The sequence below is a fragment of the Yersinia enterocolitica subsp. enterocolitica genome, assembly GCF_901472495.1.
In the GTDB taxonomy this organism is placed as follows: Bacteria; Pseudomonadota; Gammaproteobacteria; order Enterobacterales; family Enterobacteriaceae; genus Yersinia; species Yersinia enterocolitica.
In genome coordinates this window covers 1,226,227-1,243,332 of sequence record NZ_LR590469.1, presented here as the reverse complement: position 1 = coordinate 1,243,332, position 17,106 = coordinate 1,226,227, and the positions used below count along the sequence as shown (strand labels likewise).

Sequence of the window (17,106 nt, the reverse complement as noted above, 5' to 3'; positions counted from 1 at the left end):
CTGTTAAAGAGAGATATTTTTTTCTGTTTTTGCATCAAAGATATGGCATTTATCCATATCAAACTGGAAGTACACGGTGCGATGCAGACCATTTTCGATAATAGGTCGTGCTTCATCAGACGGCAGACGACAGGTCAGCTCAAAGTCATCAACTTTGATATACATAAAGAATTCGTGACCCATGTTTTCCACACGGACCAATTCACCTTGTGAGTGATTATCAGTAAATGGATTCATAGACATGCTGACGAACTCAGGACGTACACCAAAGAACACTTTTTCCCCGGCGTGGGCAGCGACTTTGGCTTGCTGTCTTTCATTCAATACCAGGGTGTATTGACCGACTGTCAGGCCAACTTTCCCCTCTTTTTCTACCAGCGTGCTCGGTTTGATATTCATTTCCGGCGCGCCGATAAAACCGGCAACAAACATATTGGTAGGATAGTGATAGAGATTATCTGGGGTATCGACTTGCATAATATGACCCAGTTTCATCACACAGATTCGGTCACCCATGGTCATTGCTTCAGTCTGGTCGTGGGTCACGTAAACTGTGGTTGCTGCTTTACCGCTTTTCTTCAACTGCTTATGTAAATCGGAGATACGAATACGCATGGAGGCGCGCAGTTTGGCATCCAGGTTTGATAACGGCTCATCGAACAAAAATACATCGGGTTTTTTAACGATGGCGCGGCCAACAGCCACACGCTGTGCCTGACCACCAGACAACTGACGCGGCAAGCGGTCAAGTAAGTCTTCAAGTTCCAAAATTTTTGCTGCTTCAGCAACTTGTGTTTCAATTTGATCTTTTGGCAATTTGCTCAACTTCAAGCCAAAAGCCAGGTTCTCTTTCACGGTCATGTGCGGATACAGCGCATAGTTCTGGAACACCATGGCGATACCACGTGATTTGGGTGCCAGATTATTAACGACCCGATCACCAATTCGCACTTCACCATCACTGATAGTTTCCAGCCCAGCTAACATACGCAGAGTAGTCGATTTAGCACAGCCAGATGGACCCACAATCACCATAAATTCGCCATCATGGATCTTCAGATCAATGCCATGAACTGCGCGGAAACCGTTGGAGTAAACTTTGCCTAATTTATTGAAAATGACTTCAGCCATGATAAATCCTCTATTAACCTTTAATTCCGCTGCTGGTTACGCCTTGCACGAAGTAGCGTTGAGCCAGGAAGAAAACAATGATGGACGGCAGAATGGAGATGCTTGCCATTGCCAGAATTTCGTTCCAAGGTGCGCCTTCGGTCACGTCAATTGACATCTTAAGAGCCAGCGCTATCGGGTACTTATCTACGCTGTAGACGTAAATCAGTGGGCCGATAAAGTCGTTCATTGACCACATGAACTGGAACAATGCCACGGAGATAATGGCCGGCTTCAAGATTGGCACTACCACGTACCACAACACTTGGAAGGAGTTACATCCGTCGATTTGTGCCGCTTCTTCCATATCGCGGGGAACACCGCGCAGGAACTGGATAAGCATGAAGACGAAGAACCCTTGTGTAGCGAACGCCAATGGCAGATACAGCGGCATGTAGCTATTCAGCATGCCCATTTCACGGAACATAATGTATTGAGGAATCAATAACACGGTGCTTGGCAGCAACATGGTGGTGATTAATGTTGCGAACCAGAATTTCTTCCATGGAATTTCAAAGCGTGCAAAGCCATACGCCACAATGGTGGAAGAAATAATGGTCAGAATGACTTTCGGGATAACAAACTTAAAGGTGTTAAGCATGTAGTGACCGAAATTATATTCCGTACCGGTTTTCCAACCGTTAACGAAACCATCCCGCGTAGGGTGTTCTGGCCATAATCCTAATGTGGTGAAAATTTCATTATTAGGTTTAAAGGCCGCTGAGAACATCCACAGCAATGGGTAGAGCATCATCAATCCGACAATAATCAAAATAACGTAGCGGAAAATGGCACTGACTTTTGCTTTACGCAAGGTGCGGTTAATTTCCGCATCAGCAATATCCTGCGCCAGATCTAATTTCTTCTGGTGAGAGTTTTGTACGTCAGTCATTTTTTCCTCCTTTATCGGCGGAGTAGAAGACCCAATATTTAGAAGATTTAAATGCAATTGAGGCAAAGAGAGCGACTACCAGGAATAATATCCAGGCCAGTGCAGCGCCGTATCCCATATCAAAGTATTTAAACGCCGTGTCATATATATAGAGCGAGAATAAGTAGGTGTAATGGGTTGGCCCACCACCGGTTATGACATAAGGCGCGGTAAATTCCTGGAAGGCCTGTGTGGTTTGCATAATAAAGTTGAAGAAAATAACCGGCGTAATTAGCGGCACGGTCACTTTCATAAACATTTGCCATTTAGAGGCACCATCAATCATGGCAGCTTCATATTGTGACTGTGGGACGTTCTGCAATGCGGCCAGGAAGATAACCATGGCAGAACCAAACTGCCAAACACGCAGTAATGTCACCGATGTCAGTGCCAGCGCTGGCTCTCCCAGCCAGTTGACCGGGTCAAAGCCTAACACGCCAATAAAGCCATTAAGCAGACCATCAATGGCAAATAGAGCGCGCCATAACACCGCAATGGCTACGCTGCTGCCAAGAATTGACGGAATATAGAATGCGGTACGGAAGAAGCCAATACCACGTAATTTAAAGTTCAGTACAAAAGCGATCCCCAGAGCAAATGCCAATTTTAATGGAATAGTCAGAAATACATAAGCGAAAGTAACGCCCATGGATTTCCAGAATAAATCATCTTCCAGGAACATATGACGGTAATTCTCGATCCCGTTATAAACGGGAGGGTTCATTAAGTCATACTCAGTAAAACTGAGAAAGAAAGATGATACAAAGGGGAAAGCCGTGAATATTATCAACCCTATTATATAAGGTGATATATAGGCTAACCCCAGCATTCTGTTTTCATTCATAATGCTTACCTATTTTTAATAACATGAAAGATAAATAAAACTACTGATTCAAAAGCGTCGGATAAATAAAATCGATGTCATATAGAGTGCGGCTTTCTCCGTTCACCCGATAATCTCCATGGATGTAACCACCATTGGTAATAAATTGAGGTATTGCTGCCAACTTATTCTGTTTCGCGGCAATCAAGGTTAATAAAGCTAATGCAATCGGATTGTCGATGCGGAAATAACGGTGTTCCGCTGATTCGACAAACAGGCCGCGATGGTAATGTTGTTGAAATAAGTCATTCCCTATTTGCCAGGCCAATGCAAATAATTGGCTGCATTGGCAATGCTCAGCCAGTTCAACTAAGGCCAGTAGCAGATAAGGGGAGGCGGCTGGTTTTTTGCCATCCATCAGTGCTGCACTACGTTGTTGCTTGTTTAATTCAGCTAACTGCCAGCGGTGCACTAATACCGCAATCAAATCCAGCAGCTCGTCATCTTCACTGGCTCGCCAGGCTCTAACCAGTGGCAGCAGGTAATCTACTTCTAATGGGAATGGCGAGATAACCTTACCTTTAGCGCCATAATAGCCATCACGTTGTAACACATAACCACTCATATCCTGTCCATCGTTCCATAACGGGCGCAATGTATTACTCTCGACGTCATAGGCGAAACGATAGTAATTTTTTAACCCGTCAATTACCCATTGCAGAACTTCTGCATCCGGCTGTTGGCGCAAGATATCCAGCATTGCCAATGGGTTATCAATCAGTAATGGCCGCATATCACGGAACAAGACATTGGCTTCACGGGCAATTTCACCAAACTCAGGGCCGAACTGACGCTTGGCACGGTCGCCATACCAAGATTGGGTTTGGTTATCATCTTCCGGTATTGGCCGACGTTGTTGTGGCGAGCTGAATTGATAAACCGGTAATCCTGTTTCAGGATTACGGGCCAAAACGTATTGACGGTATAAATGTTTTCCCCAGGCAGCCGCCGCGATGTCGCCGGTATACTCAGCATATTTATATGCAGCGTAAATGAGATCAGTGCCTGCATTAACAAAGGTCAGGCCTTTAGTTTCAGGTAACTGTGGCAAGGCTTCAGGTTTAACCACATCATGACGCGCATGGGTGAAAACATGTGGGTCGCGTTGCTTGTCGTAACTGCCGTGGCGGCCGAGATCCAGCGTTTGCCAGTCTTCTACGTGGGCATGCCAAAATCCTTGCAGGAAATTAAGCGTTTTCTCCCGATCGACACTGAGCAGCAAGTCGTAATAGGGCAGATGGTGCTTAAGTTCATGCACTTGTGCTTTCGACTCAGGGCCTTCAGTTTTTAATGTGTCCAGATTGAAGAAACGGTGGCCGCCCCAATAAAACAGCCCACTTTGCTCATGAACACCGTGTTGCATGAAGTAGCTGCTTTGTACCCGCGCTTGTTGATGATATTGCGGGTCTTGCGTCACCAGACTGAGTGCATCCAATGTACGCAACCAGTTCTGTTGACTGGCAAAGTTAGATATTGGAACATGACGACCATCTGGAAATTTCCAGACCACAGGCTGGTGAGTCAGGACATCAAAACCATCGGCCATCAGTGGGGTGGGGTTCTGATTGCTGTGGCTTACAGACTGGACTAAATCAACATAGCTTCGGATAGCACTGAGCCAGTTAATCATCACTGCGTCGCTGCCTTTAATGTTGCCTATAAAATCCATCACCATAACCCCATCATAGAAATGTCAGGTCGGAACTGGTTTACAGTTCCTTATAAATAGAAACATCGTTTCAATCTATTATATTTGTATTTACTGGCGAGTCATTGGGCGAATGACAAAAGTGTGATCGGAGTCGGAACGTTGTTTTGAATTTTTTATTTTTGCAGTTTTGGCAAGATTTTTGGTAAAGATCTGTTTGTTAACCATTTGATAAATAAGTAATAAAAAAGGCACAACTGCTGTTGTGCCTCAATAGAGTTTTGAGCTGGAATATGGCGAATAACCGCAGGAAATAATCCTTAACTCAAATTAGTGATATTTATTGGTTTAGCGAGCCAACCAACCGCCATCAACAGCGATAGTGTAACCACTGATATAGTCAGAGGCTTTGGAAGCCAGGAAGACCACTGGGCCTTTCAGGTCATCAGGCAGGCCCCAACGGCCAGCCGGGATGCGATCAAGAATCTCTTTGCTGCGCTCTTCATCTTTACGCAACTGCTGAGTGTTGTTGGTTGCCATATAACCAGGCGCCACTGCGTTCACATTGATGCCGTGTTTAGCCCATTCGTTTGCTAACAGACGAGTCACACCCATGACCGCACTTTTCGATGCAGTATAAGAAGGAACACGGATACCGCCTTGGTAAGACAGCATCGAAGCCACGTTGATGATTTTGCCGCCAGTGCCTTGCTTGATAAATTGTTTAGCAACCGCCTGAGACATAAAGAACACCGTTTTGATGTTCACGTTCATCACATCATCCCAGTCCTTTTCGCTGAAGTTGATCGCATCTTCACGGCGGATAATACCGGCGTTATTGACCAGGATATCGATTTGGCCAAATTCAGCGATAGCGCGTTCCAACAGGGCAGGGATGCCATCGATTTTGCTCAGATCAGCCGTCAGGCTTAAGAAGCGGCGACCTAAGGCAGTCACTTTCTCGATGGTCTCTTTTGGCTCAACAATATTCACACCAACAATGTCACAACCCGCTTCGGCTAAACCAATCGCCATACCCTGGCCCAAACCTGTATCACAGCCGGTAACCAGAGCAATTTTACCCTTTAACTCAAAGGAATCTAAGATCATAGCTAACATCTCTCTCAAGGCGGCCAAAGAGTACCGCGATTATAATATTGGGGAGAAAACCGCCCAAAGGACGGCTTTGGTAGGGTGATGCTTAATGCCGTTGGCAAACATTTAGCGCAGTTCGCTAACGGCAATGTGGTCCATATCACCGAAGACCTGGTTTTCACCGACCATGCCCCAGATGAAGGTGTAACGTTTAGTGCCGACACCTGAATGGATAGACCAACTTGGTGAAATAACTGCCTGCTCGTTATGAACCAGCAAATGGCGAGTTTCCTGCGCCTGGCCCATCATGTGGAAGACGGCTGTTTCTTCGTCCATATCAAAGTAGAAATACACTTCCATGCGGCGGTCATGGGTATGACAGGGCATCGTATTCCAGAGATTGCCGGGTGCCAGCTTGGTCAACCCCATGGTCAGTTGGCAGGTTGGCAACACATCGGGCACGATGTATTTATTGATAGTGCGACGATTACTGGTCGCATCATCACCCAGTGTTTGCGGTGCGGCCTCTGCCAGTGTGATTTTCTTATTGGGATAAGTGGTATGCGCCGGCGCGCTGTTGTAGTAAAACTTGGCTGGTTTGCTGCTCTCAAGGCTATTAAAGGTAACTTCTTTCGCGCCTTTACCTACATACAGGGCTTCTTGATTACCGATTTCATAAACCTGGCCATCAACAGTGATAAGGCCCGGCCCGCCAATATTGATAACACCCAGTTCCCGGCGCTCCAGAAAGTAACTCACACCTAACTGCTTGCCCACTTCATCACCAATGCTGACTGTTTTCTCGACCGGCAAAATACCGCCCACAATGATTCGGTCGATGTGGCTATAGGTCATGGTGTATTCATCGGAAACAAAAATATTTTCAATCAGAAATTCACGACGCAAACCTGCGGTATCGAGTTGCCTGGCGTGGTCGCTATGAATGCTTTGACGAATTTGCATGTCGGTGCCTCTCTTTCGGTTCGGACCGGTGTTTCTTTTGATGTGGTGATGATAGTATTTGCGGGAAGTTAATTCAATAAAAATGAAATGATGTTTTATTATTTTTTGAAGGGCGTCATGATTTTTGGATTAATAATGTTCAAACTACGGATTTTGGCCGTAGAATGGGCCGAATTCAGTGTGAAACTGTGACCAGGCTACACCAGAAACCATTTTGCATAATAATGAGGAGAAACAATGAAGATGTTCTTTATTAATGATGAAACGCCTTGGGAAGAGTTAGGCAATGGCATTAAACGCAAGGTCATGACCTGGAGCGATGATCTGATGATGGTCTGCGTTCACTTTGATAAGGGCGCGATTGGTGTTGCGCACAAGCATGATATTCACGACCAGATTGCTTATGTGGCGGCGGGTAGTTTTGAGGTGGAAATCGAAGGGCAGAAACGTATTTTGAAGGCGGGTGATGCCTATCGTGCAGTTAAAAACGAGATGCATGGTGCAGTATCACTGGAGGACAATAGTATTTTGATCGACACCTTTAATCCCAAACGGGATGATTTCTTGTAAAACATGTTCAGGCGGCTGGGTATCAACGCCAACCGCCTTTATTAATACAAAAGTCACCCGCAGGAAGTCATACCATCGTCAGCAAAATCTATCGCGACTTTAATCGACAGTTACGAAATGTCTTCTTTACGTAATTGCTCTAGCGACTCTAACTGTATATCCGCTAATACCCAACGAGGATCGGCCCGATATTCAACTGAAGGGATGACAATAGAGCGCATACGTGCCGCTTTGGTGGCAATCATCCCATTGACTGAATCTTCCAGCGTGACACATTCCAGGGGGTCGACACCCAGGTCAGATGCAGCATTCAAATATACTTCTGGATGTGGTTTGCTGTGTGGCAAGTATTCTGCTGATACCAAGCGGTCGAAGTATTTTTCAATATTTAACATCGCCAGGACGCGTTTTTGCATATGCAGCGGCGAAGCCGATGCCAGACCAATTTTTAGCCCTTGTGCGCGGCACAGCTCCAGCGCATATTCCACTCCGGGCAAAACCGGTTTGGTCTCTTCCACTAAATCTATTGCCCGGGCGATAATACGTTTGCAAACTTCCGCCTGACTTGGTCCCTGCCAAGGCATGGACTGGAACCAAAGCTTCACCACTAAATCGATGCGCAATCCAAGGGTATCGGGTAGGGAATCTCTCGACGAGGTATCCAGCCCCAGCTCGGTGAAAATATCAAGTTCAGCCTGTAGCCATAACGGTTCCGAATCAATGAGTAAGCCGTCCATATCGAAAATTGCGGCCTTAATTGCGTGAGGGGTCGCCATTTATTATTTCTCCTGTTTGGTTTCTAGCTACCGATTGAACACTCTATCATTGGTTCATGGTGATTGAACCGGCAGAACACAATTCTCTGCCTTTCTTACTGTATAATTTATTAACTTAATGATATTGCGCTGGATGAGCTAGGCTTGAATTTGCATGAATCGTAAGAACATTCGCAAAATTCTGCACAAGATCGGAGTGTTGCGGGTAAACTAAGGCCACATAAGTTGTGGTATTTACAAGGAGAAGTCATGACCTATCAACAGGCTGGGCGTGTCGCTATCATCAAACGGATAGCCGGGTGGCTCGTATTTATTCCAGCACTGCTGTCAACATTGATTTCAATTATCAATTTTGCCTATCAATATAGTCAAAAAAGTACAGGGATTAATGCGGTTATGTTGGATTTTATCCACGTAATGACCGATATGATCCGTTTTAACACGACTTTTCTGGATATCTTCTGGTACAACTCGCCCGTGCCTGACTTCGAACAAGGGTTTTCAGCATCGAACATCATGTTCTTCATTATTTATATGCTTATTTTCGTGGGTTTGTCATTACAGGCATCGGGTGCGCGCATGTCACGACAAGTGCGGCATATCCGCGAAGGTATTGAAGACCAAATGATTTTAGAGCAGGCGAAGGGCAGTGAAGGGCGCAGTCGTGAGCAATTGGAAGCAAAAATAGTCTTACCGCATCACACTATCTTTTTGCAGTTCTTTACCTTATATATCCTGCCATTAGTCATCGGTGTAGTGTTCTATTTTGTTATTAAACTATTAGGATTGATGGCTCAGGGGTAACAAGGTGCGCGGCCCCTCTTTTTGCTGCATCATAATGAAAAGGCCCATCATTTAGGGCCTCAGACTGCTGACAAACCTCGACAACCCAATCTTGCAAGGTGAGGACTGGCAGAAGAGTAAAGCGTCCGCGCCAGGGAGGGGGTTACGGCGTCTTTACGATCTGCCTGTTTTCACCGTTACGGGCACTTTGTCATTAACCTCACGCCCATCATTTAGGGCCTTTGTTATTTCTCTATCTGAAATTCAAAAATGAGTTTACTGACAGAATTTTATGTCAGGCGAGATGCAAGAGTTGTCCTGCACTCACAATATTGCTGTGGTGATTCCCTTATGCTGTAGCACTATTTCCTCTGTTACATCAGTCAAGTCATGAACGTTTTTATTTCAAAGAAAATGCGTAATTTTATTATTTTGGCCCAAACCAACAGCATGGCCAAAGCGGCAGAAAAATTACATATGACCGCGTCACCTTTTGGTAAGAGTATTGCGGCCCTGGAAGAGTTAGTGGGATATGCGCTGTTTACCCGTAATGAAAAGAGCATCAGTTTAAACAAAGCGGGTCAGGAACTTTATCAAGAATTATTTCCTATTTATCAACGGCTATCGGCGATTGACAATACCATTGTCTCACTGTCGCAGCGGCAAAAAAATATCGTTATTGGCATTGATAACACCTATCCCACCATCATTTTCGATCAGTTATTCAGCCTCAGTGATAAGTATGATGGGGTGACGGCTCAGCCTTTCGAGTTCAGTGAAAACAGTGTGATAGATGATTTACTCGACAGGCGGGTGGATTTTATTATTTCCCCGCAACAAGCCTCGCCGCGGGTGACGCATATTGATAGTTTGCAAACCACGGAACTGCCATTATTGCGACTCGGCTTTTTGGTTTCGCGTCGTTTTGAAAATTGCCAATCGTTGGAGCTTCTGAATACGTTACCGTGGCTGCAAATGCGATTTCAGAATCGGGCTAATTTTGAATCCTTATTAGATGCGCATTTCCGTTCCATTGGGATTAACCCGACCATTATTTATCGCCCTTACAGTTTTATGGCAAAAATCAGTGCGGTCGAGCAGGGGCAGTTTCTGACCGTCGTCCCACAGTTTGCTTATCGGTTAGTGAATCCGGCAAAACTTAAATATTTCGATGCGCCAAATCAGCCCATGTATATGCGCGAGTATCTCTATTCACTCAAGAATAATCACCATATAGAACAAGTCATGGGCTATATCCATTCGGATCGTGATGGCGATTAAGGCGCGAGCATGGAACCATATTCAAATAAGTTTTGATGTAGCCGAAATGCCTGGGCCAGGTCGTGATGTAAATGCCCCCCTTTGGCCTGTGCCAGGTAGTGATGCAAATAGTCGCGATACATCGGATGGGCGCAGTTATTGATAATCGCCACGGCACGTTGTATCGGCGACAAGCCGCGTAAATCCGCAACACCTTGTTCGGTAACAATAACTTTGACGCTGTGCTCACTATGATCGACATGAGTACACATCGGCACAATGGTGGAGACTTTGCCACCTTTGACAATAGAGGGGGCCATAAAGATGGAGAGATAGGCATTGCGCTCAAAATCGCCACTGCCGCCAATGCCGTTAACCAATTCGGTACCCGCGACATGGGTCGAATTGGCATGGCCATAAATATCAAACTCCAATCCCACATTGAGGGCAATCACCCCTAAGCGGCGAATGATTTCTGGGTTGTTTGAAATCTCCTGTGGACGCAAAACAATTCGGCTGGAGAAGAAGTCCATATTGTCATAGATTTTTTTCAGTGTGGCAGGTGAAATGGTTAAGCTCGAGGCACTGACACCCAGTACTTTTTCTGTCTCTAACAACTGCGCCACCGATTCCTGTAACACCTCTGAATACATCATAAACGGCGGAATGTCGGGATTTTCCCCAAGGCGTTTCATCACTGCATTATTGATGTTACCGACTCCGCTTTGCAGTGGAAGAAACTCGGGCGGAATACGGCCTAATTTCAGTTCATTCAGCAAGAAACTCACCACATTGTCGGCAATTTTCTCACACAATGGATTTTCGCGATCAAGGCTATTACTGGCATCCGGCAGCTCAGTTTCGACAATGCCGACAATCCTGGCGGGATCAACCTGCACATAAGGTTGGCCCACCTTATCCAGAGTATGGAATATCGGCAGAGTATTGCGCCGAGGTGGGGCACCCAGCATAACAATATCGGCCAATTCGGCGACCCGAGGGCTGTGATAATGATTTAATTCGATGATGATTTTCTTGGCTTTATGCAAAAACACCGGTGAGTTACCCATGCCGCTGGTGAGATAAACCTTCCCATCGGCGGTGATGGCTGAGGCCTCAATCACCGCCACGTCAATATCACCGAAGAAACCATAGTTAACCATTTGCGCCACTTCACTCAGGTGCAAATCAACAAAGCTAACCGAGCCTTGGTTAATTTTTTCCCGCAATAGTGAAGCGGTTTGATAAGGCGCACGCCAGACGACAGCCTCGGCTGCGGCTAATTCATCATCAGCCTGAGCACTGATTGATGCGCCAGTCAGTAAGCGGATTTGAAACTCTTTCTGCTGTTGGTGGTGCGCTATAGCGCGTTTGGCAATGGCCGCGGGCAGCACTTTGGGCGCTCCCGCCGGGGTAAAACCACTGAACACCACCATATTCCCATGCTCGATACACTCGGCGGCCTCATCAGCCGTCAATCTGCAATATGACCGTTTCATAGCGAAATCCTTTAGCTGCTCAGGGTTAACGTCCAAGAAAGTTAGGTTTACGTTTCTCCATAAAGGCGCTCATGCCCTCTTGGTAGTCATTGCTGTCGTAGACCGCACGGCGCATGCCTTGAATGCGTTCAAACTCATCGGAATTCATGGTATGGGCTTCCCCTAAAACACGCAGTTCTTCTTTGATCACGGCAATTGCCAGCGGCGCTTTTTCAGAAATAACGTGCGCCAGTTTCAAAGTGAAATCTTCCAGTTCGCTGGGTTCAACCACATGATTGAGAATGCCCACGGACAAGGCGCGTTCGGCAGTGATAGGTGCGGCGGTAAAAATCAGCTCTTTGACAATGTGAAAACCGGCATCACGGATAAGGTTGTGGATACCCACCAGGTTATAGGGCACGCCCAGATTCACGGGGGTCATGGAAAAGGTCGAGTTACTACAAGCAATAATGATATCTGAACTCATGATCATCTCGAATGCGCCGCCCCAGACACTGCCTTCAACCATTGAGATGATCGGTTTAGGATATTTTTGGATAGCGCGGGTGATTTGGCGTAACGGGTCGTCATAGGAAAGCGGGTCACGTCGGCCGGTGGGGAGTTCGTGGATATCATGGCCGGCAGAGAACACTTTTGAGCCTTCGGCGGCGCGCAAAATAATGCAACGGATATCGGTATTATTGAGGTCGTGCAGCGCTAGCATCAAATCATCCATAAACACTTTACTTAATGCGTTCAACTTGCGGGCATGGTTGAACTCAATAATGCCAACCCGATTGGCAATCAACACTTTGACATACTGATAAGACATAATTGTTATCCCTTTAATTGAAAATTTTTTGCGTAATAAAATGAGTGACAGTGCTAATGCCGGCCCGAGGCGAAATTTGATTTTGTTGCAGCAGGGCTTCCATTTGCTGATAGCGCTGGTGGATATCGGGGCGGGAAAACAGAGCTGCCAGCGCATTGGCCTCGATTTGGTGACGAACCCAAGCTGCATTCTGTTGCTGACGTAAGGTTGCCAACTGCCCACTTTGGGTCATCACCGGCCAAAAGGTCTGTATGGCTTGCCAAACTTCGCGAATTCCCCGTTTTTCCAGCGCGCTACAGCTTAGGACGAGGGGTTGCCATGCCGGGTATTTTCGGCGGATGATATTCAGTGCGCTGTGATACATATGGCGGGCAATATCGACATTGATATGATTCTCGCCATCATCTTTATTGATGACGATAAAATCAGCCATTTCCATAATGCCTTTCTTGATACCTTGCAGATCGTCCCCCCCTCCGGCAATTTGCAGTGAGAGAAAGCAGTCCACCATTGCGGCGACTTCAGTTTCTGATTGCCCAACTCCGACGGTTTCAACAATAACGATGTCATAACCCGCGGCTTCACAAAGTAAAATCAGTTCGCGGGTACTCTGACTGATACCGCCAAGATGCCCCCGGGAGGGGACGGGCCGGACAAACGCATGCTCAGCGCGCGATAAATTCAGCATGCGGGTTTTGTCCCCTAAAATGCTGCCGCCGCTGACCGGGCTGCTGGGATCGACGGCTATTACCGCCACTTTGTGGCCTTGTGCCAACAACTCCTCTCCTAACGCTTCAAGAAAAGTGCTTTTGCCCGCCCCCGGAGTACCGGTGACGCCAAGCCGTTTGGCTTGTCCGGTATCGGGCATAATGCTGTCCAGCAGTCGGGCACTTAATGTTTGATGTTGGGGTAGGCTGCTTTCTACCAGTGTCATGGCTTGCGCCAGTGCAGCCCGCTCCCCTCGGCGTAAACGTTGGATGTAATCATCCAGATTGTCAGCATTAATCATGACGGGCACTGATCAGTTTCAAGACATCACGCACACTGGCAAGCATCGGGGTGCCCGGCCCATAAATGGCGGCAACACCGCGCTCACGTAAGAAGGCGTAGTCTTGTGGAGGAATGACACCGCCCGCGACCACGCAGATATCTTGGCGGTTATATTGGCGTAATGCCTCGACCAATTCAGGAATCAAGGTCTTATGGCCAGCTGCCAGTGATGACGCACCAATGACATGGACATCATTTTCGACCGCCAGTCGGGCGATTTCTTCCGGTGTGGAGAACATGGGGCTAAGATCGACATCAAAGCCAAGATCAGAATAGGCACTGGCAATCACTTTCGCGCCACGGTCGTGGCCATCTTGACCCATCTTGGCAATCAGAATTCTTGGGTGCCGACCATTTTGTTCAAGGAAGTGCTGAGTTTGTGCGAGGATTTGATCAAACTCTTGTGCATCGTTTTCATTTTGATGATAGCTGTGGGCAATCACCCCGGTCACGCATTCGCTTGGCACCAGATAGCGGTCAAACTCGGTCTCCATGGCATCTGAAATCTCCCCTAACGTTGCCCGTAATCGTGCAGCCTGAACTGCCGCTTCCAACAGATTTTCATTATGCCCGGCGGCATGGCGCAATTGTGCTAATGCCTGTTGCACTGCCACATTGTCACGACGGGCGCGGATATCTTTCAACTGGGCAATTTGTTCATTGCGCACTTTGATGTTGTCGATTTCCAACACTGGCGTTTCCGCTTCTTGCTCTAGCTTGTATTTATTCACCCCGACAATAACGCGCTTGCCTTGATCAATCAGTGATTGCTCACCCGCGGAGGCTTCTTCAATCATGCGTTTGGGCAGCCCGACCTCAATCGCTTTGGCCATTCCGCCCACATCATCAATTTGTTGAATGATTTTGCGTGCTTGTTTGACCATTTGATCGGTCAGTGACTCGACAAAATATGAGCCTGCTAATGGGTCAATGGTGCGGCAAATTTCTGACTCTTCTTGAATGATAATTTGCGTGTTACGCGCAATACGTGCTGAGAAATCAGTGGGTAAGCCGAGGGCTTCATCAAAAGCGTTGGTATGCAAGGATTGGGTGCCGCCGAGGGTTGCTCCCAGCGCTTCAATGGTGGTGCGAATGATATTGTTATACGGGTCTTGCTCGGTCAGACTCCAGCCTGATGTCTGACAATGGGTGCGTAGCGCCAAAGATTTAGGGTCAGTGGCACCAAATTGGCTTACCGCTTCACTCCAGAGATAGCGCGCAGCCCGCAACATGGCGATATTCATAAACAAATCCATGCCAATGCCGAAGAAGAAGGAGAGGCGAGGGGCAAAGTCATCGATATTTAAACCGGCTTTCAGCGCGGCTTTGATGTATTCAATGCCATCGGCGATAGTAAAGGCCACTTGCTGTACACAGTTAGCCCCGGCTTCCCCCATGTGGTAGCCACTGATACTAATGGTATTAAAGCGCGGCATATTTTGTGAACTCCAGGCAATAATGTCTGAAATAATGCGCATGGAGGGTTTGGGCGGATAAATATAGGTATTGCGGCACAAATACTCTTTCAGAATATCGTTTTGAATAGTACCGGTGAGTAGCGCTGGAGCCACACCTTGTTCTTCAGCGGCGACAATGTAAAACGCCATAATGGGCAGCACTGCGCCATTCATGGTCATTGAGACCGACATTTTATCCAGTGGGATTTGGTCGAATAAGACTTTCATATCTTCGACGCTATCAATTGCCACTCCTGCTTTCCCTACATCACCAGAAACGCGTGGATTGTCGGAGTCGTAACCGCGGTGAGTCGCCAGGTCAAAGGCAACTGAAAGCCCTTTTTGCCCCGCCGCCAGATTTCTGCGATAAAAGGCATTTGACTCTTTAGCGGTTGAAAAACCAGCATACTGACGAATGGTCCAGGGTTGCGCTGCGTACATGGTGGCTCTCGGCCCCCTGACGTAAGGAGCCATACCAGGAAGGGAGCCGGTCACTTCCAGTCCATCCAGATCACTGGCGGTATATAGCGGTTTGACCGCAATACCTTCCGGTGTTTGGGTAACTAAATCATCGATTTTTTTTCCTCGCCGGTTGAGTTCTTTATTAGCAAGGTTTTCCCACTCGCGGATATCTACCATGGTATGGCTCCCAATTATTGGCAATAGAGTCCCTATTAAGGAGAGTTGTATTTCCTTAATGAAGGCTCTTGATTTTATTTAAGTAAGCGCTTTTTAACGGGAATTGTCGCTGGCAAAAAAGAACAGGGTTTACGGTCATTATTAGACGGAAGGAATGCATCTAATATGTGGTTTGGTTCATACTTTTTTAGAAAAAGTCATTTATTGCAGAATGTTGCTGGCATAAAAAACACCCTGTGAGTTAGATATCCAACTCACAGGGTGCTATTGACGGACAACGAGCAGACTAAAACTTTTCGGGATGCAGCAGTTGCTCCACAGCTTTCTGCGCATTAATCCAATGTTGACCACCGAATAAGTTACTGCGGTTCAGTAGGTAATAAAGTTGATAAATAGGCTGGCGTTCAATAAAGCCGACAGGGAGCGACCAGATACTCTGATAGCCATCATAAATCTGTGCCGGAAGTGTAGGGTAGAGCGGCAACATGGCAAGGTCACATTCGCGGTCACCCCAATAGCAGGCGGGATCAAAAATAACCGGGCCATTGATGCTGGCAGCACAGTTCGCTGGCCATAAATCACCATGTAATAACGAAGGCTGCGGCTGATGGCTCTGTAAACGCTCTTGCACCAATTGGGTTATATGATCAATATCACCAAATAACATGCCTTTCTCGGCGGCCAATTGTAATTGCCAGCCGATACGCTGTTCCGCGAAAAATTGTGCCCAGCGGCGTTGCCAACTATTAGGTTGTGGCGTGGTGGCTAAATCATTATCAAAATCCAGCCCAAATTGAAGTTGTTCACTCCATTGATGTAAATGGGCTAATTGTTGCCCCAAACAATAGGCACTGTGAGCATCTAATGGTTTAAGCGGAAGATATTCGAGTAGCAAGAAACTGTATTCACGATCACTGCCGACACCATAGACTTCTGGCACCCGAACCGTTTTACTGCGGGACAATAAAGAGAGTTGATCTGCCTCGGCGGTAAATATCGGCAGCATTTCACGGGTATCGCATTTGACAAAAACCTCAGTTTCGCCATAGCTGAGGCGCCAGGCTTGATGAATATCTCCGCCGGGAAGTTCGGTTCTTTCCCTAATTTCAGCCGGCCCAAGATATTCACTTAACAGACGATTCACTGCTTGCCACATGATGTACCCCCTATCAGCTGCCAGTTATACCCTGCATACTTCAAGCTACATGTGCGTTGGCTGCCTTCCCTTACCCCAGTCCTGACTTATGTCAGCTCTTGGGGATTAATGAGCCTCTGTGAGGCTCACCCGATGGGCTAGCATAAATGCTGTTCAAATCGGTTATCACCGATTTGTCACTCAGTTGCCGCCTTCCTGTAACTCGAATTATTTTGGGTATTTGCCCTTCATCTTGAGTAATGGAAGAGTGGTTCGCTTGCTGCTTACCTGTAATCCAATGCCCTGAATACAGAATATTAGGTTAGCTTTTTTATAGTGCATAGAACAAGAGCCTATGCACAAAGGATACCCATGCCGGATCAAATAAAAGACGGATTGAGCTAATTATTTAGGATATAGAGTAAAGCTCAATTTA

General features: G+C 46.8%; 15 protein-coding genes. 3 read left to right on the top strand and 12 right to left on the bottom strand.

All coding sequences use genetic code 11. The annotated features are described in order from the left end of the window. Positions 1 to 3: 3 nt before the first annotated feature. The 6 genes from FGL26_RS05820 to kduI all read right to left on the bottom strand — a co-directional run bounded on the left by FGL26_RS05820 (position 4) and on the right by kduI (position 6,690). Positions 4 to 1,131, bottom strand: coding sequence for an ABC transporter ATP-binding protein (locus tag FGL26_RS05820; protein WP_005161697.1), 1,128 nt, complete (start codon positions 1,129 to 1,131; stop codon positions 4 to 6). Between the two features lie 13 nt (positions 1,132 to 1,144). Next, positions 1,145 to 2,062, bottom strand: coding sequence for a carbohydrate ABC transporter permease (locus FGL26_RS05815; protein WP_005170162.1), 918 nt, complete (start codon positions 2,060 to 2,062; stop codon positions 1,145 to 1,147). Further along, positions 2,055 to 2,945: a carbohydrate ABC transporter permease gene (locus FGL26_RS05810; protein WP_005161668.1), complete on the bottom strand. Its 891-nt coding sequence runs from the start codon at positions 2,943 to 2,945 to the stop codon at positions 2,055 to 2,057. The genes FGL26_RS05815 and FGL26_RS05810 overlap by 8 nt, the downstream gene beginning before the upstream one ends. A gap of 40 nt (positions 2,946 to 2,985) precedes the next feature. Next, positions 2,986 to 4,653, bottom strand: coding sequence for a pectate disaccharide-lyase (locus FGL26_RS05805; protein ID WP_005170160.1), 1,668 nt, complete (start codon positions 4,651 to 4,653; stop codon positions 2,986 to 2,988). A gap of 327 nt (positions 4,654 to 4,980) precedes the next feature. Continuing rightward, a complete protein-coding gene (kduD, locus tag FGL26_RS05800) occupies positions 4,981 to 5,742 on the bottom strand; it encodes a 2-dehydro-3-deoxy-D-gluconate 5-dehydrogenase KduD (RefSeq protein ID WP_005161658.1) in 762 nt (253 codons plus the stop codon). A 111-nt stretch (positions 5,743 to 5,853) separates the two neighbouring features. Further along, the gene (gene kduI / locus FGL26_RS05795; protein ID WP_005170151.1) at positions 5,854 to 6,690 is read right to left on the bottom strand and encodes a 5-dehydro-4-deoxy-D-glucuronate isomerase; all 837 of its coding nucleotides are present in this window, start codon (positions 6,688 to 6,690) and stop codon (positions 5,854 to 5,856) included. Positions 6,691 to 6,927: 237 nt separating this feature from the next. Between kduI and FGL26_RS05790 the strand changes: the two genes are divergently transcribed. Next, positions 6,928 to 7,260: a cupin domain-containing protein gene (locus FGL26_RS05790; protein WP_005170147.1), complete on the top strand. Its 333-nt coding sequence runs from the start codon at positions 6,928 to 6,930 to the stop codon at positions 7,258 to 7,260. Positions 7,261 to 7,370: 110 nt separating this feature from the next. On the opposite strand, the gene hxpB is transcribed toward FGL26_RS05790, so the two are convergent. Further along, positions 7,371 to 8,036: a hexitol phosphatase HxpB gene (gene hxpB / locus FGL26_RS05785; RefSeq protein WP_005170145.1), complete on the bottom strand. Its 666-nt coding sequence runs from the start codon at positions 8,034 to 8,036 to the stop codon at positions 7,371 to 7,373. Between the two features lie 249 nt (positions 8,037 to 8,285). On the opposite strand from hxpB, the gene FGL26_RS05780 reads away from it, so the two are divergent. Both FGL26_RS05780 and srsR read left to right on the top strand, forming a co-directional pair. After that, complete coding sequence (locus FGL26_RS05780; protein WP_005170142.1) at positions 8,286 to 8,840, top strand: YniB family protein; 555 nt, start codon at positions 8,286 to 8,288, stop codon at positions 8,838 to 8,840. Between the two features lie 369 nt (positions 8,841 to 9,209). Then, on the top strand, positions 9,210 to 10,100 hold the full coding sequence (gene srsR, locus FGL26_RS05775; RefSeq protein ID WP_005161637.1) for a LysR family transcriptional regulator SrsR: 891 nt from the start codon (positions 9,210 to 9,212) through the stop codon (positions 10,098 to 10,100). Here the strand turns inward: srsR and scpC are convergent. The 5 genes from scpC to FGL26_RS05750 all read right to left on the bottom strand — a co-directional run bounded on the left by scpC (position 10,097) and on the right by FGL26_RS05750 (position 16,691). Next, positions 10,097 to 11,578 (bottom strand): succinyl-CoA:acetate CoA-transferase ScpC, encoded by a 1,482-nt coding sequence (gene scpC / locus FGL26_RS05770; RefSeq protein ID WP_032908427.1) that lies wholly within the window; start codon positions 11,576 to 11,578, stop codon positions 10,097 to 10,099. The genes srsR and scpC overlap by 4 nt on opposite strands. A gap of 25 nt (positions 11,579 to 11,603) precedes the next feature. Beyond that, entirely contained in the window at positions 11,604 to 12,389 is a 786-nt protein-coding gene (gene scpB / locus FGL26_RS05765; protein ID WP_005170131.1) for a methylmalonyl-CoA decarboxylase, read from the bottom strand. 13 nt (positions 12,390 to 12,402) lie between these two features. Then, positions 12,403 to 13,398: a methylmalonyl Co-A mutase-associated GTPase MeaB gene (gene meaB / locus FGL26_RS05760; RefSeq protein ID WP_005170128.1), complete on the bottom strand. Its 996-nt coding sequence runs from the start codon at positions 13,396 to 13,398 to the stop codon at positions 12,403 to 12,405. Beyond that, a complete protein-coding gene (scpA, locus tag FGL26_RS05755) occupies positions 13,391 to 15,535 on the bottom strand; it encodes a methylmalonyl-CoA mutase (RefSeq protein WP_032908426.1) in 2,145 nt (714 codons plus the stop codon). The genes meaB and scpA overlap by 8 nt, the downstream gene beginning before the upstream one ends. 286 nt (positions 15,536 to 15,821) lie before the next feature. Beyond that, positions 15,822 to 16,691 (bottom strand): fructosamine kinase family protein, encoded by an 870-nt coding sequence (locus tag FGL26_RS05750; RefSeq protein ID WP_005170122.1) that lies wholly within the window; start codon positions 16,689 to 16,691, stop codon positions 15,822 to 15,824. Positions 16,692 to 17,106 lie beyond the last annotated feature (415 nt).